This is a genomic window from Streptomyces sp. NBC_00435 (assembly GCF_036014235.1).
In the GTDB taxonomy this organism is placed as follows: domain Bacteria; phylum Actinomycetota; class Actinomycetes; order Streptomycetales; family Streptomycetaceae; genus Streptomyces.
Window position 1 is genome coordinate 5272611 of sequence record NZ_CP107924.1, and the last position, 20787, is coordinate 5293397.

The 20787-nt window shown below is 71.6% G+C and carries 18 protein-coding genes; 7 read left to right on the plus strand and 11 right to left on the minus strand.

Annotated elements, in window-relative coordinates; translation table 11 throughout:
- Nucleotides 1-32 precede the first annotated feature (32 nt).
- Nucleotides 33-2291: a transglycosylase domain-containing protein gene (locus OG389_RS24360; RefSeq protein WP_328300573.1), complete on the plus strand. Its 2259-nt coding sequence runs from the start codon at nt 33-35 to the stop codon at nt 2289-2291.
- A 103-nt stretch (nt 2292-2394) separates the two neighbouring features.
- On the opposite strand, the gene OG389_RS24365 is transcribed toward OG389_RS24360, so the two are convergent.
- The 3 genes from OG389_RS24365 to OG389_RS24375 all read right to left on the minus strand — a co-directional run bounded on the left by OG389_RS24365 (nt 2395) and on the right by OG389_RS24375 (nt 7054).
- Nucleotides 2395-4530 carry a SpoIIE family protein phosphatase gene (locus OG389_RS24365; RefSeq protein ID WP_328300574.1) on the minus strand — a complete coding sequence of 712 codons (2136 nt, stop codon included), beginning with the start codon at nt 4528-4530 and terminating at the stop codon, nt 2395-2397.
- A gap of 253 nt (nt 4531-4783) precedes the next feature.
- Nucleotides 4784-5527 (minus strand): cytidylyl-2-hydroxypropylphosphonate hydrolase, encoded by a 744-nt coding sequence (fomD, locus tag OG389_RS24370; protein ID WP_328300576.1) that lies wholly within the window; start codon nt 5525-5527, stop codon nt 4784-4786.
- 111 nt (nt 5528-5638) lie between these two features.
- Entirely contained in the window at nt 5639-7054 is a 1416-nt protein-coding gene (locus OG389_RS24375; protein ID WP_328300577.1) for a class II fumarate hydratase, read from the minus strand.
- A gap of 107 nt (nt 7055-7161) precedes the next feature.
- Between OG389_RS24375 and OG389_RS24380 the strand changes: the two genes are divergently transcribed.
- The gene (locus OG389_RS24380) at nt 7162-8697 is read left to right on the plus strand and encodes a ricin-type beta-trefoil lectin domain protein (protein WP_328300578.1); all 1536 of its coding nucleotides are present in this window, start codon (nt 7162-7164) and stop codon (nt 8695-8697) included.
- 94 nt (nt 8698-8791) lie between these two features.
- On the opposite strand, the gene OG389_RS24385 is transcribed toward OG389_RS24380, so the two are convergent.
- Nucleotides 8792-9565 carry a glycerophosphodiester phosphodiesterase gene (locus tag OG389_RS24385; RefSeq protein WP_328300579.1) on the minus strand — a complete coding sequence of 258 codons (774 nt, stop codon included), beginning with the start codon at nt 9563-9565 and terminating at the stop codon, nt 8792-8794.
- Between the two features lie 186 nt (nt 9566-9751).
- On the minus strand, nt 9752-11416 hold the full coding sequence (locus OG389_RS24390) for a fumarate hydratase (protein WP_328300580.1): 1665 nt from the start codon (nt 11414-11416) through the stop codon (nt 9752-9754).
- 150 nt (nt 11417-11566) lie between these two features.
- On the opposite strand from OG389_RS24390, the gene OG389_RS24395 reads away from it, so the two are divergent.
- Nucleotides 11567-12271, plus strand: a complete 705-nt coding sequence (locus OG389_RS24395) for a DUF1707 SHOCT-like domain-containing protein (protein ID WP_328300581.1) — start codon at nt 11567-11569, stop codon at nt 12269-12271.
- Here OG389_RS24395 and OG389_RS24400 read toward each other — a convergent pair.
- Nucleotides 12249-12596 (minus strand): VOC family protein, encoded by a 348-nt coding sequence (locus OG389_RS24400; RefSeq protein WP_328300582.1) that lies wholly within the window; start codon nt 12594-12596, stop codon nt 12249-12251. The two genes, OG389_RS24395 and OG389_RS24400, sit on opposite strands and share 23 nt — an antisense overlap.
- Nucleotides 12597-12785: 189 nt before the next feature.
- Here OG389_RS24400 and OG389_RS24405 point away from each other — a divergent pair, with 189 nt between their 5' ends.
- Nucleotides 12786-13385: a TIGR03086 family metal-binding protein gene (locus OG389_RS24405; RefSeq protein ID WP_328300583.1), complete on the plus strand. Its 600-nt coding sequence runs from the start codon at nt 12786-12788 to the stop codon at nt 13383-13385.
- A gap of 129 nt (nt 13386-13514) precedes the next feature.
- Nucleotides 13515-13889, plus strand: coding sequence for a WhiB family transcriptional regulator (locus OG389_RS24410; protein ID WP_374224160.1), 375 nt, complete (start codon nt 13515-13517; stop codon nt 13887-13889).
- A gap of 122 nt (nt 13890-14011) precedes the next feature.
- Here OG389_RS24410 and glpX read toward each other — a convergent pair whose 3' ends face one another.
- The gene (gene glpX, locus OG389_RS24415) at nt 14012-15043 is read right to left on the minus strand and encodes a class II fructose-bisphosphatase (protein WP_328300584.1); all 1032 of its coding nucleotides are present in this window, start codon (nt 15041-15043) and stop codon (nt 14012-14014) included.
- Nucleotides 15044-15255: 212 nt separating this feature from the next.
- On the opposite strand from glpX, the gene OG389_RS24420 reads away from it, so the two are divergent.
- Complete coding sequence (locus OG389_RS24420) at nt 15256-15780, plus strand: DUF4245 domain-containing protein (RefSeq protein ID WP_328304049.1); 525 nt, start codon at nt 15256-15258, stop codon at nt 15778-15780.
- A 148-nt stretch (nt 15781-15928) separates the two neighbouring features.
- On the opposite strand, the gene OG389_RS24425 is transcribed toward OG389_RS24420, so the two are convergent.
- The 4 genes from OG389_RS24425 to OG389_RS24440 all read right to left on the minus strand — a co-directional run bounded on the left by OG389_RS24425 (nt 15929) and on the right by OG389_RS24440 (nt 19638).
- Nucleotides 15929-16519 (minus strand): malonic semialdehyde reductase, encoded by a 591-nt coding sequence (locus OG389_RS24425; protein WP_328300586.1) that lies wholly within the window; start codon nt 16517-16519, stop codon nt 15929-15931.
- A gap of 95 nt (nt 16520-16614) precedes the next feature.
- Nucleotides 16615-16863 carry an exodeoxyribonuclease VII small subunit gene (locus OG389_RS24430; protein WP_328300588.1) on the minus strand — a complete coding sequence of 83 codons (249 nt, stop codon included), beginning with the start codon at nt 16861-16863 and terminating at the stop codon, nt 16615-16617.
- Between the two features lie 78 nt (nt 16864-16941).
- Complete coding sequence (xseA, locus tag OG389_RS24435; RefSeq protein ID WP_328300590.1) at nt 16942-18201, minus strand: exodeoxyribonuclease VII large subunit; 1260 nt, start codon at nt 18199-18201, stop codon at nt 16942-16944.
- A 9-nt stretch (nt 18202-18210) separates the two neighbouring features.
- A complete protein-coding gene (locus OG389_RS24440) occupies nt 18211-19638 on the minus strand; it encodes an APC family permease (protein WP_328300591.1) in 1428 nt (475 codons plus the stop codon).
- 86 nt (nt 19639-19724) lie between these two features.
- Between OG389_RS24440 and OG389_RS24445 the strand changes: the two genes are divergently transcribed.
- A complete protein-coding gene (locus OG389_RS24445; RefSeq protein ID WP_328300592.1) occupies nt 19725-20756 on the plus strand; it encodes a 4-hydroxy-3-methylbut-2-enyl diphosphate reductase in 1032 nt (343 codons plus the stop codon).
- Nucleotides 20757-20787 lie beyond the last annotated feature (31 nt).

Consider the following 20787-nt stretch of genomic DNA (forward strand, 5'->3'; position numbering starts at 1 on the left):
ACGTCGGGGGGTAATCGAGCGGAGCGGGAGCGATGGGCCGAGCAGAAGCGCGAAAGGCGCAGCAGCAGCGCGGTGCGCGAAAGGCACCGCGCGGGCGCGCCAAGGACAAGGGTGGGCGGTCGGACAAACCGGCCGGCATACGTCGCTTCTTCACCTGGAAGAAGATCGTCGGGACCTGCTTCGGGGCGATCCTCCTCGGCATGGCGGCCCTGGTCGGCCTCTACTTCTACGTGGACCCGCCGGACCCCAATGCCGAGGCGCTGACGCAGAACAACGTCTACAAGCTGTCCGACGGCACGGTCATGGCCCGCGTCGGCACCACGAACCGGCAGATCGTGTCGATCGACAAGATCCCCAAGGACGTCCAGACGGCCTTCATCGCGATCGAGAACAAGTCCTTCGAGACCGACGCGGGCGTCGACCTCAAGGGCGTGGCCCGGGGTCTGTTCAACACCGTCACCGGCAAGGGCAAGGCCGGCGGTTCGACGATCACCCAGCAGTACGTCAAGAACTTCTACCTGACGCAGGACCAGACGGCGACCCGCAAGCTGAAGGAGCTGATCATCTCCCTCAAGGTCGATCAGCAGATGAAGAAGCCCGAGATCCTCGCGGGCTACCTGAACACCAACTTCTACGGGCGCAACTCCTACGGCATCCAGGCCGCGGCCCAGGCCTACTACGGCGTCGACGCCGACAGGCTGACCCTGGAACAGGGCGCGTACCTCGCCGCGGTCCTGCAGGCCCCCAGCCAGTACGACTGGGCGACGGCCGGCCCGAACGGCAAGCACCTGGTCATGGTCCGCTTCAACGCCGTCCTCGACAACATGGTCGAGATGGGCAAGCTGGACGCGGCCAAGCGCAAGGAAATGAAGTTCCAGGAGCCGGTCAAGCCCAAGGCGGCCCCCGGCATGGAGGGCCAGAAGGGCTACCTGATCCAGGCCGCCGACGAGGAGCTCAAGCGGCAGACCGGTATGAGCGAGGCCCAGCTCAAGGCCGGTGGCTGGGAGATCACCCTCACCGTCGACCCGAAGAAGCAGGCCGCGCTGGAGGCGGCGGTCCAGGACGAGCTGGAGTCCAAGCTCGACCGCAAGGGCCGTGCCGTCGATGCCGCCGTCCAGGCGGGCGCGACGTCCGTGGACCCGAAGACCGGCGCGATCCTCGCGATGTACGGCGGCACGGGGCAGAGCGAGCAGTGGGCGAGCAACGCCCTGCGCAAGGACTTCCAGCCGGGCTCGACCTTCAAGCCGGTCGTGCTCGCCTCCGCCCTGGAGACCGGGGCGAGCACGCAGGACGGCAAGCCGATCACTCCGAACACCCTCTACGATGGCACCAGCAAGCGCCCCGTGGTCGGCAGCACCGTCCCGTTCAACCCGCAGAACCAGGACGACCGCAACTACGGCACCCCGATGATGACGGTCCAGTCCGCCACCAACTCCTCGGTGAACTCCGTGTACGCCCAGATGATCGTGGACGTGGGGCCGAAGAACGCGAAGAAGACCGCCCTCCAGCTCGGCATGCACGACCGCGACGGCTGGCCCGAGGACAAGCCGGCCATGTCGCTCGGCACGATGAGCGCCGACACCCTGGAGATGGCCGGGGTCTACGCCACCTTCGACAACCACGGCAAGAAGATCACCCCGAGCATCATCAAGTCCGCCGAGCACAAGGACCGCGAGTACAAGCCGGTCCGCGCCGTCGGTGACCAGGCCATCAGCCGCAAGACCGCCGACACCGTCACCAAGGTGCTCACCGGCGTCGTCGAGGACGGCTCCGGCCAGGCCGTGAAGAGCTCGGCCTACGAGGCCGCCGGCAAGACCGGCACCACCGAGAAGAACGTGGCCGCCTGGTTCACCGGGTTCACCCCGGAACTGGTCACCGTCGTCGCGATGTTCGGTGACGAGCCCGGCACGCACACCCAGACCAGCCTGACCGGTACCGCCGGCGGTGGCCGCGCGGGCGGCTCCAGCTTCCCGGCCGCGATCTGGAAGCAGTACACGCTCGCCGCGCTCAAGGGCGTGGAGACCGGCTCCTTCAAGCTGGACGACGCGGAGATGGGCAAGGTTCAGACGCCGAGCAGCACCTCCAGCCCGTCGAGCACACCGAGTCAGACCGCGAGCACCCCGACCCCCTCCGGCAACACGCCTTCGGCGCCGACCCCGAGCCGGACAACCTCGCCGACACCGACGCCGACGCCCACTCCCACGCCCACTCCCACGCCGACTCCGACCCCGAGTCGCACCCCGAACGCGACGAAATCGCCGCCGAAGCCGGACCCGCTGCCGAAGCCGTAGGCCGGGCGGCCGCTCCGCCGTCAGTGTCCATGCCGATGCCGACGCCCCCGCGACCGCGGGGGCGTCGGCATCGGCATGGACGGCCGCGCCGGCGGCGCCGCGGTCAGCGCCCTTCCTGCGAGCCCGGCAGGGCGAGCTCGAACCAGACGACCTTGCCGCTGCTCAGCCGGGTGGCACCCCACCGGCGGGCCATCCGGTTGACCAGGAACAGACCGCGGCCGCCCTCGTCGTCGTCCCGGGCCCGGCGCTGGCGCGGCAGCTGCGGGGAATCGTCGCCGACCTCGCACCGCAGCACGTCCGTCCGCAGCAGACGCAGGGTGACCGGCCGCTCGGCGTACCGCACGGCATTGGTGACGACCTCGCTGACCAGCAGCTCCAGCGAGTCCTGGAGCTCCTCCAGTCCCCACCGGCTCAGCGCCCGGCGGGCGAACCGGCGGGCCCGGCCCGGAGCGGTCTCCTCCGGGTCCAGGAACCAGTACGCCACGTCGCTGGGCGCGATCCCGTCGAACCGGGCCGCGAGCAGTGCGATGTCGTCGTCCCGGTCCCCGGGGCCCAGCATGTCCAGGATGTCGTCGCACAGGGCCTCGAGCGGCGGCGGGTGGTCCAGGCCCGTCAGCTGAGCGGTGGTGGCCAGCCGCTCGCGGAGCTGCTCGATGCCGGTCCACACGTCGCGCAGGCGGGATTCGACGAGGCCGTCGGTGTACAGCACGAGGGTGGCCCCGGCCGGGGCGTCCAGCTCCACGGCCTCGAAGTCCACGCCGCCGACGCCGATGGGGGCGCCGGGGGGTACGCGCAGCACTTCGGCGCGGCCGCCCAGGTGCAGGAGCACCGGTGGTGGATGGCCGGCGTTGGCGATGGTGATCCGGTGCGAGACCGGGTCGTAGACGGCGTAGAGGCAGGTGGCCATCCGGTCGGAGCCCAGGCGCTGCGCCTGCTCGTCGAGGTGGTGCAGGACCTCGGCGGGCGGCAGGTCGAGCTGCGCCAGCGTCTGGGCCGTCGTACGGAGTTGTCCCATGATCGCGGCGGAGGTCATGGAGTGGCCCATGACGTCACCGACGACGAGTGCGACCCGGCTGCCGGGCAGGGGTATGGCGTCGTACCAGTCGCCGCCGACCCGGGCCGTCTCGGCGGCGGGCAGGTAGCGGCTGGCGAGGCGGACCCCGGTGGGCTGGGGGAGGCTGTCGGGCAGCATCGTGCGCTGGAGCTCGTCGGCGATGTACGCCTCGCGCCCGTAGAGCACGGCCTTGTCGATGCCGAGCGCGGTATGGGTGGCCAGCTGGGCGGCGACCAGCAGGTCGTTGGTCTCGAAGGCCGGCCGCTCCGGGGTGCGCAGGAACACCGCCGCGCCGATGACGCGGCGGCGGCCCCGCAGCGGCGCGAGGATGGCCCGCTGGCCGCGCGGTACGGGGTGGTCCGCGCCCAACAGCTCCGGCAGCGCGGCGCTGGCGGCGGCGGAGGACCCGAAGACGGGCCGTACGCCGCGCAGCACCTCGGCGAGCGCCCCGCCGGGGCGGATCTCGCACAGCTCGGCGGCGGGCAGGTCACCCTGCGGGCCGACCAGGGCCAGCTGGCTGAAGTCGAGCTCGCCGTCCGGCGTCGTCACGGGGCCCGAGGCGCCCCCGGCAGAACCGGAACCGGTGCCGGTGCTCGTGCCCGCTCCGGTGAACTCGTCGATCGGCCGGAGCCGGTCGGTGCGGCGGAGTCTCAGGACCACCGGGCCGACGGGCCGTTCGTCGCCGACGGGGAGCGGGTCGCGCAGGTAGACGAGGATGGCGTCGGAGAAGGTCGGCACGGTGGCCCGGCACAGGCCGAGCACGATCTCGTCGAGGTCGATCCCGCGCGCGATCCGCCGGGTGGCGGCTCCGACGAAACGCAGCCGGTCGCCCTCCCGCCGCGCGATGCCCTCCGGACCCTGGACCTGGCCGGGCGCGGCAGCGGGCGTGCCACCGCCCTCGCCGGCCGGCGCAGCGGACCGGCCGGGCTCCCCGGCCGCGCTGCCCGTGGCCGTCGCGATGCCGCGCGCGGCGTCACCGTCGGGGCCCGGGTCCGCGGTCCCCCGGGGGCGGGGGACGTCGGGGCCCTGGGTCTGCGCATGCGTGTGTACGGCCTCGGCGGCAGGGGCCGGGGCCTTGCCGCGGCCCTGCTCCTCCGTACGGCCGCCGGAGGCACTCGGCTCGTCCGTCCGACCGCCGGAGGCGACCGGCTGTGGGCCCTCCTGAGAGGTGGGGTACTCCGTCACGCGTGGCATTCCGTCCGTTTGCGCTCGATGTGCGCTGCACTCAACTCGGTCAGTCGCGGTATACCCGCTCAGCGGCGGGGACACCATCACCCCGCGGTTCCGCGTCCCGCTCGTTACCTCTCGCTTTGCGTGAACCTCCGGCCAAGTACCGCGCACCTGGCGACATTTGCCGAAGGGAGCCCGTACGGCGACGTCGCCGACGCCCCGGCGGAGGACGATCCTACGGTTGCCCCCTGGGGGCGCATCAAGGGTCTCATGAGGTCATATGCGCCGGAGTGCGGTCCCAGTCCTCCGGCAGCGCCGGTACGCCCCAGGCCGGGTCCGGCCGCCAATCCTGCCAGCCTTCGGAGAACGGCGGACCCCAGGCTCTGATCACGTCCACCGCGGCGCGCCCCGCCTCGCGCACCCGCCGGGCCTGTTCCGGGTCCATCAGGCCGGACCGCTGGGCCTGCGCGAACTCGTCCTCGTCCCGCCAGAGCCAGGTGCGGTCCGGGTAGACGGAGATGTCCAGGAAGTGGTCCTCGGAGTCGATGCCGCCGGACCACCGCGTCCGCGGCTCCTCCAGGTTCACGTACCAGCTCTTGAAGCGCCAGCCGTGCTCCCAGAACAGCCACACCGACCACGGCTCCCCGGGCCGCGCCAGTTTCAGGACGCCCGCCCCGAACCAGCGCGACCGTACGGTGGTCCGCGGCGCCGTGTACCGGGTGGCGAGCGGCTCCTCGTGGACCGGGGTCCCGTCGGCGAGCACCGGCTTGACGCACTCGGTACCGGGGGCCATCCACACGGCGAGGAGCTCGTCGGTGTCGGTCACCACGGTCACCGGCCGGCAGATGTGCACGGCGCCCTTCGGGCCGGGCCCGTGGTCGCGGTAGCGCCAGAGGATCTGCTCCCCGGGCGCCCAGTGGGCGTCCTGCGCGCCGCCCCGCCCGGCACCCTGTGCGGCGCCCCGCGCCGCGCCCCGCGTGCTGCCGCCCCCGCGGCCTCCGGTACCTGTCATGCGCAGATCTTAGGGCTGGGGCCCGGACGAGCGCTGCGGTGCAGGTCACCGAGGTGTTCGGGGACGGGAAACGACCGGATCCGGACCCCGGCGCGGGGTGGGGCGGCCACGTCAGGGGCGGGTCATCCGCAGGACGTCCAGTGCCTCGTCGAGCTGCTCCAGGGTGAGGTCGCCGCGCTCCACGTAGCCCGACTCCAGGACGACCTCACGGATCGTCTTGCGCTCCGCGAGGGACTTCTTGACCACCTTGGCGGCCTCCTCGTAGCCGATGTAGCGGTTGAGCGGGGTCACCACGGAGGGCGAGGACTCGGCGTACTCCCTGGCCCGGGCCGTGTTGGCGGTGATCCCGTCCACGGTGCGGTCGGCCAGCAGGCGGCTGACGCTGCTCAGCAGGCGGATGGATTCCAGGAGGTTGCGGGCCATCACCGGGAGCATCACGTTGAGCTCGAAGTTGCCCGCGGCGCCCGCCACCGCGAGCGCCGTGTCGTTCCCCATCACCTGGGCGGCGACCATCAGCGCGGCCTCCGGGACGACCGGATTGACCTTTCCGGGCATGATCGAGGACCCCGGCTGAAGATCCGGGAGATTGATTTCGGCCAATCCGGTGCGCGGACCCGAGGCCATCCAGCGGAGGTCGTTGCAGATCTTGGTGAGGGACACGGCGACCGTACGGAGCATCCCCGAGGTCTCGACCAGGGCATCCCTGGCCCCCTGCGCCTCGAAGTGGTCCCGGGCCTCGGTCAGCGGCAGCCCCGTGGCCGCGGCCACCTCGGCGATCACGGCGGCGGAGAATCCGGGCGGGGTGTTGATCCCGGTGCCCACGGCGGTCCCGCCCAGGGGCAGTTCGGCCAGCCGCGGCAGCGCCGCGCGCAGCCGCTCGACGCCGTAGCGGAGCTGGACCGCGTACCCGCCGAACTCCTGGCCCAGGGTGACCGGGGTGGCGTCCATCAGGTGCGTCCGCCCGGACTTGACCACCTCGGAGTACTCGGCGGCCTTGCGCTCCATCGCGCCGGCCAGGTGCTCCAGGGCGGGGACGAGCCCGCCGGTGACGGCGGCGGTGGCGGCGATGTGGATGGAGGACGGGAAGACGTCGTTGGAGCTCTGCGAGGCGTTGACGTGGTCGTTGGGGTGGACGGCGCGGCCGAGCCGCTCGGTGGCCAGCGTGGCGATCACCTCGTTGGCGTTCATGTTGGACGAGGTGCCGGAACCCGTCTGGAACACGTCGACGGGGAAGTGCTCGTCCCAGCGGCCCTCGGCGACCTCGGCGGCGGCGGAGACGATCGCCGCGGCGATTTCCTCGTCGACCACGCCGAGCCGGGCGTTGACGACGGCCGCGGCGCCCTTGATCCGGGCCAGCGCCTCGATGTGGGCGCGCTCCAGGCGCAGTCCCGAGATGGGGAAGTTCTCGACGGCGCGCTGGGTCTGAGCTCGCCATTTGGCGTGTGCGGGGACGAGTACCTCGCCCATGGAGTCGTGCTCCACGCGGAACCCCTCGGGGGCCGCGCCGTTCTTCTGATCGTCGGTCATCTGTGGTGCCTCCTCAAAAAGTTGAGCAATTGTCTTGTTCGGACTGTTCCCAACGCGCTTACCGGCCAGTAAATACCGGGGGTAACACCGAGATCGGGGAGGCACTCATGGCACGTGTCCGTACACAATCCAGACTCAGATCTACCTTCGCCGCCGTCGCGGCGGTCGCGGCCGCCCTCGGCGGCGTCACCGCCATCACCCCCATGGCCCAGGCGGCTCCCGCCGCCGGGGCCGCCACCGCTGCCACACCCCTCACACCCGAACTGGAGGCCGTCCGGGCCGCCGAGGCCGTCAAGATCTACGGCGACCCGGCCGTCCGTCCGCTCGCCGACCGCAAAACCGGCTTGATCTCGCTCGGCGACAGCGAGATTTCGGGCGAGGGCGTCGGCAACTACGACCCCGCGACCAACACCTCGTCCAACCAGTGCCACCGGTCGCCGGACTCGGCGATCCACCGCACCGGCATCGCGGCCGACTACACCTTCAACGTGGCCTGCTCCGGCGGCTACACCGGAAACATCAGGATCGGTGGCAGCAAGCAGTACGCCGACGAACCGGTGCAGAGCGACAGCCTCGCCGTCAAAGCCCGCAACACCAGGATCAAGATGGTGCTGCTGGTCGCCGGAGCCAACGACGACCTGCAGTTCGGCCCGGTCATGACCGACTGTGTCACACGCTGGGTGCTCAGCCAGGGCACCTGCGAGCCGAAGTACGGTCCGGGCTGGCAGGGGCGCGTCGACGGCCTCAAGCCCAAGGTGGAGTCGACGATCGCCGACCTCAAGACGGTCATGCGCGACGCCGGTTACGCCGACTCCGACTACAAGCTGGTCGTGATGGGCTACCCGAGCCCGATCGGCCCCGACTTCAACGACAACCCGGACTTCCCCGGCAAGCTCCCCGGAGGCTGCGCCGGCTACGACTCCGACGCCGCCTGGGGCCGCAACTACGCGGTGCCCACCTTCGAGAAGGGCATGCGCGCGGCCGCCCTCGCGGCGGGAGCGACCTACCTCGACAACTCGCGGCTCTTCCAGGGCCACGAGGTCTGCATGGAAGACACCTGGGCCCGCGGCCTCTACCTCGACCTCGGGGACCACTTCCCGTGGGACGAGAACACCGCCCGCCAGTCCTTCCACCCCAACTACCGCGGCCACGGCGCCTTCGCGTCCTGTCTGACCCAGCTCTACGCCTCCGGCCTGCGCGAGGCCTCGTGCGCCGACCCGGCGAGCACCGGCACCCCCGTCCTGCAGGCCGGGGCCTGGGACGACCTGTACAAGCCGCTCAGGAACGAGGCCACGGGCAACTGCCTCGACTCCAACGGCGGCTCCAGCGCCAACAACACCAAGGTCATCGGCTGGGACTGCCACGGCGGCCGCAACCAGGGCTGGTGGTACGACTCCGCGAAGAAGTCCGTCCACATCGAGCTCACCCAGGACCGCTGCCTCGACGCCCCCGGCGCCAACTACGGCAACGGCACCGCGATGATCATCTGGAACTGCCACGGTGGCGCCAACCAGCAGTTCGTCCGTGACGGAGCCACCCTGCGCCCCGCCGCCGCCCCGGGCATGTGCCTGACGGTGGCCGCCGCCCACGAGCCGCTGCGCCTGCAGACCTGCAACGGCTCGGCGAACCAGCGCTTCGTGTAGCACCCCGCGCGACCCGAACTCCCGGCCGGACCCGCACCACCCCCGGCAGGTCCGACCTCCCCGCATCCGGCCGGCGCACCCCGGCCGGGCGCGGTCACATGTCCTGGAGCAGCTTGCGCACGTCCCGGGGCCGGTTGGTGATGACCGTGTCCACGCCCAGGCGCACGCAGAGCTCCAGGTCGGCGGGCTCGTCCACGGTCCACACGCGCACCCGGAGCCCCTTCGCCTTCAGTCGGCCCACCAGCCCCGGGTCCCGGCGTACCAGCTCGATGCCCGGGCCCGCGTGGGTGGCGTACGGGGGCCGGACCGGGTGGACCCGGCGCTCGGTCAGGTACACGGCGGGCAGCCCGGGCGCGATCCGGTGCATCCGGTTCAGCGCGGAGCGGGAGAAGCTCATCACCTCGACCCGGCCGGAGGAGCCGTCGGCCAGCCCGTACTCCCTGAGCATGCGGACCAGTTCGGCCTCCAGTCGGCCACCCGCGCGGGTCGGGTGCTTGGTCTCCACGGCGAGGCCGACGGGGTACGGCGCGGCCAGCGCCTCCCGGAGCAGGTCCTCGAAGAGCAGCACCCGCGCCCCGGCGTGCGCGGCCCCCTTCCAGGCGCCGAAGTCGAGCGCGCGCAGCTCCTCGTACGTCATCTCGGAGACGACCCCGCGCCCGTCGGATGTCCGCTCGACCCGCCGGTCGTGCACGCAGACCAGCCGGTGGTCGGCGGTGAGCCGCACATCGCATTCGAGCGCGTCGGCCCCGTCGGCGATGGCCTGCCGGTACGCGGCCATGGTGTGCTCGGGGTGCTCGTGGGAGGCGCCGCGATGGGCGATGACCCGCGTGCGGCGGGCCGTGGGGAGGGATGAGGTGGTCGCTGCCATACGGAAATCCTTGCAAACCGGGGTGAACGCGCAGGTGCGAGGTCGTGTCACCGACGTTAACCGGATGCGGTCGCCCTCCCGGGCAGGGCAGGGCGGGGCGACGCCGTGCCGGAGCCGCGGGCACCACGCGCCGAGGGCCCCCGCGCCGGTCGGCGCGGGGGCCCTCGGGGTGTCCGGCCGATCGGGCTACAGGCCGGGGCCGCGGACCGGGATGTGGGTGAAGGTGGGCTCCGGGGCCGGGTTCTGGAAGAAGTCGTTGCCCTTGTCGTCGACCACGATGAAGGCGGGGAAGTCCTCGACCTCGATCTTCCAGACCGCCTCCATGCCGAGCTCCTCGTACTCCAGGACCTCGACCTTCTTGATGCAGTCCTGGGCCAGGCGCGCCGCCGGGCCGCCGATGGAGCCGAGGTAGAAGCCGCCGTGCGCACCGCACGCGTCCGTCACCTGCTGCGAGCGGTTGCCCTTGGCCAGCATGACCTTGGAGCCGCCCGCCGCCTGGAACTGCTCCACGTAGGAGTCCATGCGGCCGGCCGTGGTCGGGCCGAAGGAGCCGGAGGCGTAGCCCTCGGGGGTCTTGGCGGGGCCGGCGTAGTAGACCGGGTGGTCCTTCAGGTACTGCGGCATCTCCGCGCCGGAGTCCAGCAGTTCCTTGATCTTGGCGTGCGCGATGTCGCGCGCCACGACCAGCGGGCCGGTCAGCGACAGGCGGGTCTTGACCGGGTGCTGGGTGAGGGTGGCGAGGATCGACTCCATCGGCTGGTTCAGGTCGATCGCGACGACGTCCGCGGAGTCGTCCAGGTGCTCGTCGGTGGTCTCCGGCAGGAAGCGCGCCGGGTCCCGCTCCAGCTGTTCCAGGAAGACGCCCTCGGCGGTGATCTTCGCGGTGGCCTGGCGGTCCGCCGAGCAGGAGACGGCGATCGCCACCGGGAGGGACGCGCCGTGGCGGGGCAGGCGGACCACGCGGACGTCGTGGCAGAAGTACTTGCCACCGAACTGGGCTCCGATGCCGATCTTCTGGGTGAGTTCGAAGACCTGCTGCTCCAGATCGAGGTCGCGGAAGCCGTGGCCGAGCACGGAGCCCTCGGTGGGCAGCTCGTCCAGGTAATGGGCCGAGGCGTACTTCGCGGTCTTGAGCGCGTGCTCCGCCGAGGTGCCGCCGACCACGATCGCCAGGTGGTACGGCGGGCAGGCCGCGGTGCCCAGCGAACGGATCTTCTCCTCCAGGAACTTCATCATGGAGGTCTCGTTGAGGACCGCCTTGGTCTCCTGGTAGAGGAAGGACTTGTTGGCGGAGCCGCCGCCCTTGGCCATGAAGAGGAACTTGTACGCGCCGCCGTCCGTCGCGTACAGCTCGATCTGCGCGGGCAGGTTCGAGCCGGTGTTCTTCTCCTCCCACATGGTGACCGGCGCCATCTGCGAGTAGCGCAGGTTCAGGCGGGTGTAGGCGTCGTAGATGCCGCGGGAGAGGGCCGCCTCGTCCCCGCCCTCGGTGAGCACGTTCTGGCCGCGCTTGCCCATCACGATCGCCGTGCCCGTGTCCTGGCACATCGGCAGGACGCCGGCCGCCGCGATGTTCGCGTTCTTGAGCAGGTCCAGGGCGACGAACTTGTCGTTCGCCGAGGCCTCGGGGTCGTCGATGATGCGGCGCAGCTGCGCGAGGTGCGCGGGGCGCAGGAAGTGCTGGATGTCGTGGATCGCCTCTTCGGCGAGCTGGCGCAGCGCCTCCGGCTCGACCTTGAGGAACGTACGGCCGTCGGCCTCGAAGGTGGAGACGCCTTCGGAGGTCACCAGCCGGTACGGGGTGGTGTCCTCGCCCAGGGGCAGCAGGTCGGTGTACGCAAACTCTGGCATGACGGCAGTCATTCCCTCACTCGGCAGACGGCGCTGGCGACCAATTGGCAGCGCGGTAACCAGCGTAGGACCTCGGCCGGGAGCTTTGGTTGTGAGGTAAGGCTCACTGGCCAGTATCGCGATCTATCGTGTCTCGCTATGCTGGGTGGCGTGGACCTGGAAAAGCACCCCTCCGCCCCTGCCCCCGCGCCCGCCGCCGAGCTGCGCGCCTCCGACGCGGACCGGGACCGGATCGCACAGATCCTCTCCGACGCGCTCGCCGAGGGCCGGCTCACCTCCGAGGAGCACTCCGACCGGCTGGACTCGCTGTACGCCCTCAGGACGGTCGGCGAGCTGGACCTGCTCGTACGGGACCTGCCCGTACCCGGTACCGCCGCCCGGCAGGAGCACGGGTACGCCGCCGGGCCCCCGAGGGGGCCGGTGGGCGCTCCGGGCGGCCCCGTCGAGACGCTGGTCGCGGTGTGCAGCAGCTCCACCCGCAAGGGCCGCTGGCGGCCGGGCGCGCACACCCGCGCGGTCTCCGTCCTGGGTGACATCACCATCGACCTGACCGAAGCGGTCTTCGAGCAGCAGCTCACCGAGATCAACGTGACCTGCGTCCTCGGCAACGTCGAGGTCCTGGTCCCGGAGAACGTCACGCTGCGCGGCTACGGCACCGGCGTCCTCGGCAACGTCGAGGTGCACGGGGAAGGGAGCGGCGAGGTCGACCCGCACGCCCCGGTCGTGATCGTCCGCGGCTTCGCGCTGCTGGGCAACATCGAGGCCCGCCGCAAGGTCGGCGCCCGCCTGGTGGACCTGGCGCGGCGACTCCGCAAGGGTGCGGGAGAGGGCGTCAGCGGTGGCCCAGCACGTTGACCACCCGTCCGCTGGGGTCGCGGACGAAGAATCGCCGCACGCCCCACTCCTCGTCCTGCAGGGGATGGACGATCTCCGCACCGCTCTCCCGCATGACCGCATACGTCGCGTCCACGTCGTCCACCTCGATGCTCATGTCGGGGGTGACAGGCGCGGTCTTGTCGCCGGTCATGATGCTGATCTGCGCCGCCGGACTGGACGGTGAGGCGAGCGTCATGATCCAGCCGTGGTTCATGACCTCCTCGAAGCCCAGCAGGCCGTAGAACTCCCGGTTCTCCTGTGCGGCCTCCGACTGGATGTTGGGCACGACTCGGCGAACTGCCATCGACGACTCCAAGTGGGGACGAAACCTGTCTCTACGACTCCGCAGGAGTATTACGGCCATCCGTCGCCGAGCGCACTTGCGCAACACCCGCAGCCGTCGCTCGCGGGCGGGTTCCGGGTCGGGGGGACACGTGGCCAACCGGCTTTGACATCAGGTCGATTGCCCGGACGGTTCCCCTAGGGTCGGCCCATGACCTCATCCAAGTGGGACCTGCTGGACCAGGCGTACGCCGCGCTGCGCTCCGTCGTGGACGGCATGCCGGCCGACGCGCTGGACCGGCCGACACCCTGCGACCAATGGAATGTCGGCCAAGTGCTCCAGCACGCGGCGGGCGACCAGCTCGCGTACGCCGGTCGCCTCACCGGCGGAGCCGGCCCGGCCGAGGATCCCTTCGCGCCCACCGGTGCCCTGGCCGGTACCCCCGCCGAGCTGCTGGAGCCGGCCCTCGAAGCCGCCGCCGAGGCCTTCGCCGGGGTGGAGCCGGGCGCGGAAGGCGTCGCCGTCCCGCTGCCCCCGTTCGCCGTCACCGCCGAGACCGCGGTTGGCGCGGCCGCCCTCGACGCGGCCGTCCACGCCTGGGACATCGCGGTCGCCGCCGGCCTGCCCTCCCCGCTGACCCCCGGCCTCGCCGCGGCCCTGCGCCCGGCCGCGGAGGAGCTCGCCGAGCCGCTGCGCGGCTTCGCCTACGCTCCGGCGCTCGCGCCCGCGCCCGACCGGGACGCCGACCCGGCCGCTTCGCTGCTCGCCTTCCTGGGGCGCCGGCCCGACTGGACGCCGCCATCGGGGTGACGGCGCGGGACAGCGTCACGTTTCGGTCGAACCGTCCGGATCGGCGGCACTCGGTGCATAGGGGCGCGCACAGCGGGTAGGGACAGGTGCATCGTCTCTCGCTCGCGTATACGTCGTCAGGAGTAGACCGTGCCGCATCCGCCGCGCCAGTCCCTGCAGGTAGCCGCCGTCCAGAGTCTTCAGGGGCGCCCGGCGGCGGCCGTGCCGAAGCCGCGGGTGCCGGCCAGGGAAGAGGACGGCCCATGGCACGCGGACGCGGTGTGCCGACGCGACGAGGCCGGGCTGTTCTTCGCTCCCTCCAAGGAGCCGACGGCCGCCCGGCTCTCCCGCGAAGAGGCCGCCAAGCGGGTCTGTGCCCGCTGCCCGGTCATGGTCGCCTGCCGGGAGCACGCTCTGATCCAGCCGGAGCCCTACGGGGTCTGGGGCGGGCTGACGGCCGCCGAGCGCCGGGTGGTGCTGGCCCGCCGGCGGCGCCGGGCGGGGGAGCTGCGCGAAGCCTCGTAGGCACGGGGGCGCGGCACGTAGGCGCGACACGTGGGCAAGGACCGGTCGCCGGACACCGGACATACGGCAAGGGGCGTCCCCGCCGCACGCGGGAACGCCCCTTTCGCCGTGCCGTCTACGGCCTACTGGGCGCGGTCGAAGTCGATCGCGCTGTAGGCGCGGAGCTTCGAGAGCCGGTGGGTCGAGTCGATCTGGCGGATCGTGCCCGACTTCGAGCGCATGACCAGCGAGGAGGTCGTCGCGGTCTCCGAGCGGTAGTGGACGCCGCGCAGCAGCTCGCCGTCCGTGATGCCGGTGGCGACGAAGAAGACGTTGTCGCCGGAGACCAGGTCGTTCGTGAAGAGCACGCGGTCCAAGTCGTGGCCCGCGTCGAGCGCCTTCTGGCGCTCGGCCTCGTCCTTGGGCCACAGCTTGCCCTGAATGGTGCCGCCCATGCACTTGATCGCGCAGGCCGAGATGATGCCCTCGGGCGTGCCGCCGATGCCGAGCAGCAGGTCGATGCCGCTGTCCTCCGTGACGGCCAGGATGGAGCCGGCGACGTCGCCGTCGGAGATGAACTTGATGCGCGCGCCGGTCTCGCGGATCTCCTTGACGATGCCCTCGTGGCGGGGGCGGTCGAGGATGATCACCGTGACGTCCTCCACGGCCATGTTCTTGGCCTTGGCGACGCGGCGGATGTTGACGGAGACCGGGGCGTTGATGTCGACGAAGTCGGCGGCCTCGGGACCGGTGACCAGCTTCTCCATGTAGAAGACCGCGGACGGGTCGAACATGGTGCCGCGGTCGGCGGCGGCCAGGACAGCGATGGCGTTCGGCATGCCCTTGGCGTTCAGGGTGGTGCCGTCGATCGGGTCCACGGCGATGTCGACCTCGGGACCGGTGCCGTCGCCGACCCGCTCGCCGTTGAAGAGCATCGGGGCTTCGTCCTTCTCGCCCTCGCCGATGACGACGACGCCGTTCATCGAAACGGTGGAGATCAGGGTCCGCATCGCGTTGACGGCGGCGCCGTCGGCGCCGAGCTTGTCGCCGCGTCCGACCCATCGGCCCGCGGCCATGGCGGCGGCCTCGGTGACCCGGACGAGCTCCAGGGCGAGGTTGCGGTCGGGTGCCTCCGGAGAGACTTCGAGCTGGGGCGGCAGGTTGTGCTCGGTCATCGGAGCGCACCTTTCTGTACGGCGACGGCCGGGAGTGGAGGGTCCCTGGACTCTATCGGTACGTCGACATATTGAGCAGACCGGGTCACGTATGAGCGCCATATCGGTCAGCCGATTGTCCTGAGCGGACATCTTGCGCCGCCCGCGGAGCGCCGCGCGGACCCCGGCGGTGATCGCCCGCGGCCATGCGGGACGATGGTGCCGTGGCAGGTATGAAAGGCAAGCAGACGGTCCTGGACATGGTCCGGTCGCTGGTCGTGCTCGGCGTGGTCGTCGGGGGGATCTATTTGGTCGTCCCACATGACGAGAAGGCCGATCCGACGCGGGTGGTCGACTACCGGGTCGAGACGCTCACGGCCCGGCGCGCGGCTCCGTACCCCGTGGCGGTCCCCGTCGGGCTGTCGCAGGAGTGGCGGGCGACCTCGGTGGCGTACGAGCGCAAGAGCGCCAACGCCTGGCACCTGGGCTTCCTGGACCCGCAGCAGCAGTACGTCGGGGTCGAGCAGTCCACGGACACCACGGACGGGTACATCGCGAAGGTCACCCAGAAGGCGAAGGCCACCGGGCAGACCCAGCAGGTCGGGGACCGGACCTGGGAGCGCTGGGACGGCGAGAAGTACGACGCCCTCGTGCACCAGGAGCAGGGCTACGTCACGGTGGTGACCGGGACGGCCTCCTTCGAGCAGCTCGGGGCGATGGCCGGGGCGCTGGAGTTCAAGCAGGGCGCTGACAAGTAGGGCGCTGCCCGGCGGGGCCGGCGCGCGCCAGACCCGGCGGGGCCGGCGCGCCAGGTACGCGCAAGGGCCGCGCGCCCCGGGGATCCGGGGTGCGCGGCCCTTGGCGTTGCGGCGGTGCCGCGGGAGCCGTGGCTCAGACGGTCGTGGCTCAGACGGTCGTGATGACCTGGTCGAACTCCAGGCGCGGGGAGCGCGGGAACCAGGCGTCCTCGCCCGGCTTGCCGATGTTGATGACCATCAGCGGGGTGTGGTCGGCGTCCAGGAACTCCTTCTGAACGCCGGCGAAGTCCAGACCGGTCATCGGGCCGGCGGCCAGGCCGGCGGCGCGGACGCCCACGATGAAGTACGCGGCCTGCAGCGTGGCGTTGACCAGCGCGGACTGCTCGCGGACCGGGCGCTCGGCGAAGAAGGCGTCCTTGGCCTGCGGGAAGTGCGGGAGCAGCTGCGGGAGCTCCTCGTGGAACTCGTTGTCCGCGGCCAGGATCGCGACCAGCGGGGCGGCGGAGGTCTTGGCCTGGTTGCCCTCGGCCATGTGCTTCACGAGGCGCTCGCGGGCCTCGGGGGAGCGGACCAGCGTGATGCGCAGCGGCGTCTGGTTGAAGGCGGTCGGGCCGAACTTCACCAGGTCGTAGATCGCCTGGATCTGCTCCTCGGTCACCGGCTCGTCGGAGAACGTGTTGGCGGTACGCGCCTCACGGAAGAGGAGGTCCTGAGCGGCGGCGTCGAGAACGAGAGACATCGGAAAGCCTTCTTCTGTACGGACTGAAGCGATGCCCCGAGGTTACGACGCAGATAGATGAAAATTCAACTAAATCTCGTTCGGGGTGATCGACGTCACTCCCCGCGATCCTCCCCGTCGGCCGCCGCCCCGCCCTCCGCGGCCTCGCGGGCCGCCAGTGCCGAGTCCAGCCGGGCGCGGGCGCCCTCCAGCCAGTGGCGGCACACCTTCGCGAGCTCCTCGCCGCGCTCCCACAGTGCGAGGGAGTCCTCCAGCGAGGTGCCGCCGGCCTCCAGCCTGCGGACGACCTCGATCAGTTCGTCCCGGGCCTGCTCGTACCCCAGCGCCGCATCGGTCTCGGCCATTCCCGCTCCCACCTTATATGCGTAGTACAACGAATTTGTTGCCGCAGCGTGTCGTCCCGTCCACCCCGCGGGGCGCGCCTAGGAAGCGTCCGCGGCGGCTTCCGTGGCGGCCTGCTCCGCGGCCGCATGCTCCGGAGCGACCTGCACCGAGAACGCGCCCTCCGCCACCCGCGCCCGCAGCACATCGCCCGCCGACACCTCCCCGGGCGAACGCACGACGTGCCCGTCGGCCCGCTGGAGCACCGCGTACCCGCGTTCCAGCGTGGCGGCCGGGGACAGCGCCACCACACGCGCCAGCGTGTGCGACAGCTCCGAATCGGCCCGGTCCAGCAGGTGCCCCAGGGTCCGCCGGCTGCGCGCCAGCAGGGCGTCCAGCTCCGCCTCCCGGGTCTCCACCATCCGCCGCGGATGGACGAAGACCGGCCGCGCGAGCGCGTGCGCGAGTCCTCGCTCCTCCCGGTCGAGCAGCCCGCGCACGGCACGCAGCCCCCGGCCCTGCAGCTGGCCCACCCGCTCGAGCTCCTCGCCCACGTCCGGGACCACCTTCTTCGCCGCGTCCGTGGGCGTGGACGCCCGCAGGTCCGCGACCAGGTCCAGCAGCGGGGAGTCCGGCTCGTGCCCGATCGCGGAGACCACTGGGGTACGGGCCGCCGCGACGGTCCGTACGACCTCCTCGTCGGAGAAGGGCAGCAGGTCCTCCACGCTGCCGCCGCCGCGCGCCACGATGATCACGTCGACCTCGGGCACGGCGTCGAGCTCCTTGACCGCCTGGATCACCTGGGGCACCGCGTGCACCCCCTGGACGGCGACGTTGCGGACCTCGAAGCGGACCGCCGGCCACCTGCGCCGGGCGTTCTCCAGTACGTCCCGCTCGGCCGCCGAGGCCCGGCCCACCACCAGCCCGATCAGCTGCGGCAGGAACGGCAGCGGCTTCTTGCGGTCCAACGCGAAGAGCCCCTCGGCGGCGAGGGAGCGCTTGAGCCGCTCCAGGCGGGCCAGGAGCTCGCCGATGCCCACGGGCCGTATCTCGGTCGCCCGCAGGGACAGCTGCCCGCGCGGGGCGTACCACTCCGGCTTGGCGAGCACGACCACGCGGGCGCCCTCCGTCACGGAGTCCGCGACCTCGTCGAAGACCTGGCGGAAGCAGGTCACGCTGAGCGAGATGTCGTGCGAGGGATCGCGCAGCGTCAGGAAGACCACCCCCGCTCCCGGTCGCCGGGAGAGCTGCGTGATCTGCCCTTCCACCCACACCTGGCCGAGCTTGTCGATCCAGCCCCCGATGAGCCGGGACACCTGACCGACCGGCAGCGGCGCGTCAGCCGACGTATTCAGACCCATGCACGCAGGCTAACCGCCCGCACCGACACCGGCGTCGGGCCCGGGGCCCCCGGTGTCCGCGCGTCGCCCGCGCTGGGCCACCAGCACGCCCAGCCCCACCAGCAGCCACACCGCCCCCACCACCTGCGCCGTCCACGAGGCCTCGACGATCACCGCGACGGTCACGGCGGCGCCGAGGACCGGCAGCACCAGGTGCTTGAACCAGTTCGGGGTGCCCTCGCGCCGCTTGACCACGAACCAGCCGACCACCGAGGCGTGCAGCAACGTGAAGGCCACCAGCGCCCCGATGTCGACCACCGAGACCAGGTGGTCCAGCCCGTCGTCGCGACGGGCCGCCCACACGGCCGCCACCAGCGTCACCGTCGCCGCCACCAGCAGGGCCGGGCGCGGGGTGCCGTGCGACGTGCGGGCGAGCGCCCGCGGCAGCCGCCGCTCGCGGGCCATCGCGAAGAGCAGCCGGCCGGCCGCGGCCTGCCCCGCCAGCGCCGCGAAGGCGGCCCCGATCGCCTTGCTGACGGCGACCAGGTCGTGCAGCCACATCCCTACGGAGGCCTCGACCGTCGTGTAGAAGGCCGACCCCTGCTTCCCCGGCTCGGCGGCCAGCTCCGCCGCCGAGAGGGGGCTGAGGAGGGCCGCCAAATAGGTCTGGGCGATGAACAGCACCCCGGTCAGCGCCAGGCAGAAGAGCACCGCCCGAGCCACCTTCGCGCTGCCTCCCGTCACCTCCTCGGCGAAGGAGGCGATGGCGTCGAAGCCCAGGTAGGACAGGACCGCCACGGAGACCGCGCCGAGCACTGCGGCCATGGAGAAGCCGCCGAGCGAGCCGTCACCGGTGAAGGGGGAGAGCCAGCCGCGGTGCTCCGCGCCCCGGGCCAGAACGGTCACCGCCGAGACCAGGAACACCAGCAGGACCGCGATCTCCATGGCCAGCACGGCGAAGCCCACGCGCGCGGCGGCCCGTACGCCCCACAGGTTCAGCAGCGTGGTCACCACCACCGCCAGGGCCGTCCACACCCACCGGGAGACCTCCGGGACCAGGGCGTTCATGGCGATCCCGGAGAAGAGGTACGCGACCGCAGGGATCAGCAGGTAGTCGAGCATCGCCATCCAGCCCGCGATCAGGCCGGGCCCCTCGCCGAGGCCCTTGCGGGCGTACGTGAACACGGAGCCGGCCTGCGGGGCGACGCGCACCATCTGCGCGTAGGAGAAGGCGGTGAAGGCCATGGCGATCGTCGCGAACAGGTAGACCAGGGCGACGGCGCCGTGAGATTTGGCGTCCAGGGTCCCGAAGACGCCGACCGGGGCCATGGGAGCGATGAAGAGCAGTCCGTAGACGACCAGGTCCCGGAAGCCGAGACTGCGGCGCAGGGAGGTGTCGGGCGGGCCGGGCGTGCCGGGAGGGCCGGGCGTCGTACTGGAATCCGTCGCGGACGCCATCGTTCCTCCGGGGGATAGCCGGTGCGCACGTTCGACCCAGTCTGCGTCGAACGGGGGACGGCCGGCCTGCTGGAGACCCCCGTACGATGGAGCCTATGACTGCTCCCGCCCCTGCTGCCGCATCCCGCCGCGTCCTGCTCGCCGCCCCGCGCGGCTACTGCGCGGGCGTGGACCGAGCCGTGATCGCTGTCGAGAAGGCCCTCGAGCAGTACGGTGCGCCGGTCTACGTCCGGCACGAGATCGTGCACAACAAGTACGTGGTCCAGACCCTGGAGAAGAAGGGCGCCATCTTCGTCGAGCGGACGGAGGAGGTGCCCGAGGGCTCCATCGTGATGTTCTCGGCGCACGGCGTGGCCCCGGTGGTCCACGAGGAGGCGGCGCGCGGCAAGCTCGCGACGATCGACGCGACCTGCCCGCTGGTCACCAAGGTGCACAAGGAAGCGATCCGCTACGCGAACGAGGACTTCGACATCCTCCTCATCGGCCACGAGGGCCACGAGGAGGTCGTCGGCACCTCGGGCGAGGCCCCGGACCACATCACCATCGTGGACGGCCCGCACGACGTGGAGAAGGTCACCGTCCGGGACGAGTCGAAGGTCGTCTGGCTGTCGCAGACCACGCTCTCGGTCGACGAGACGATGGAGACGGTCGGCGCGCTGAAGACCAGGTTCCCGCTGCTGGTCTCGCCGCCGAGCGACGACATCTGCTACGCCACCTCGAACCGCCAGGAGGCGGTCAAGGTGATGGGGGCGGACTGCGACCTGGTCGTCGTCGTCGGCTCCAAGAACTCCTCGAACTCCATCCGGCTCGTCGAGGTCGCCCTCGACGCGGGCGCGGGCGCCGCGTACCTCGTGGACTTCGCGAGCGAGATCGACGAGGCCTGGCTCGAGGGCGTCACGACCGTCGGTCTGACCTCGGGCGCCTCGGTGCCGGAGGTACTGGTCGACGAGGTGCTGGAGTGGCTCGCCGCCCGCGGTTACGCGGACGTGGAGATCGTCAAGACGGCCGAGGAGTCGATCGTCTTCTCGCTGCCGAAGGAGCTGCGCCGCGACCTGCGCGCGGAGGCGGCGGAGCTCGTCGCGGGGCCCGCGGACGACGCGGCGAACCCGCGGAAGTAGAGCGCTCGGGCAGGCCGTTTCGTACGGTGTG

Bases quoted from the DNA above. Each gene is read 5' to 3' on its own strand.
- OG389_RS24360 (WP_328300573.1), top strand. From the start codon at position 33: ATGGGCCGAGCAGAAGCGCGAAAGGCGCAGCAGCAGCGCGGTGCGCGA.
- fomD (WP_328300576.1), bottom strand. From the start codon at position 5,527: ATGACAGGTACCGGAGGCCGCGGGGGCGGCAGCACGCGGGGCGCGGCG.
- OG389_RS24375 (WP_328300577.1), bottom strand. From the start codon at position 7,054: ATGACCGACGATCAGAAGAACGGCGCGGCCCCCGAGGGGTTCCGCGTG.
- OG389_RS24380 (WP_328300578.1), top strand. From the start codon at position 7,162: ATGGCACGTGTCCGTACACAATCCAGACTCAGATCTACCTTCGCCGCC.
- OG389_RS24385 (WP_328300579.1), bottom strand. From the start codon at position 9,565: ATGGCAGCGACCACCTCATCCCTCCCCACGGCCCGCCGCACGCGGGTC.
- OG389_RS24390 (WP_328300580.1), bottom strand. From the start codon at position 11,416: ATGCCAGAGTTTGCGTACACCGACCTGCTGCCCCTGGGCGAGGACACC.
- OG389_RS24400 (WP_328300582.1), bottom strand. From the start codon at position 12,596: ATGGCAGTTCGCCGAGTCGTGCCCAACATCCAGTCGGAGGCCGCACAG.
- OG389_RS24405 (WP_328300583.1), top strand. From the start codon at position 12,786: ATGACCTCATCCAAGTGGGACCTGCTGGACCAGGCGTACGCCGCGCTG.
- glpX (WP_328300584.1), bottom strand. From the start codon at position 15,043: ATGACCGAGCACAACCTGCCGCCCCAGCTCGAAGTCTCTCCGGAGGCA.
- OG389_RS24420 (WP_328304049.1), top strand. From the start codon at position 15,256: ATGAAAGGCAAGCAGACGGTCCTGGACATGGTCCGGTCGCTGGTCGTG.
- OG389_RS24425 (WP_328300586.1), bottom strand. From the start codon at position 16,519: ATGTCTCTCGTTCTCGACGCCGCCGCTCAGGACCTCCTCTTCCGTGAG.
- OG389_RS24430 (WP_328300588.1), bottom strand. From the start codon at position 16,863: ATGGCCGAGACCGATGCGGCGCTGGGGTACGAGCAGGCCCGGGACGAA.
- xseA (WP_328300590.1), bottom strand. From the start codon at position 18,201: ATGGGTCTGAATACGTCGGCTGACGCGCCGCTGCCGGTCGGTCAGGTG.
- OG389_RS24440 (WP_328300591.1), bottom strand. From the start codon at position 19,638: ATGGCGTCCGCGACGGATTCCAGTACGACGCCCGGCCCTCCCGGCACG.
- OG389_RS24445 (WP_328300592.1), top strand. From the start codon at position 19,725: ATGGAGCCTATGACTGCTCCCGCCCCTGCTGCCGCATCCCGCCGCGTC.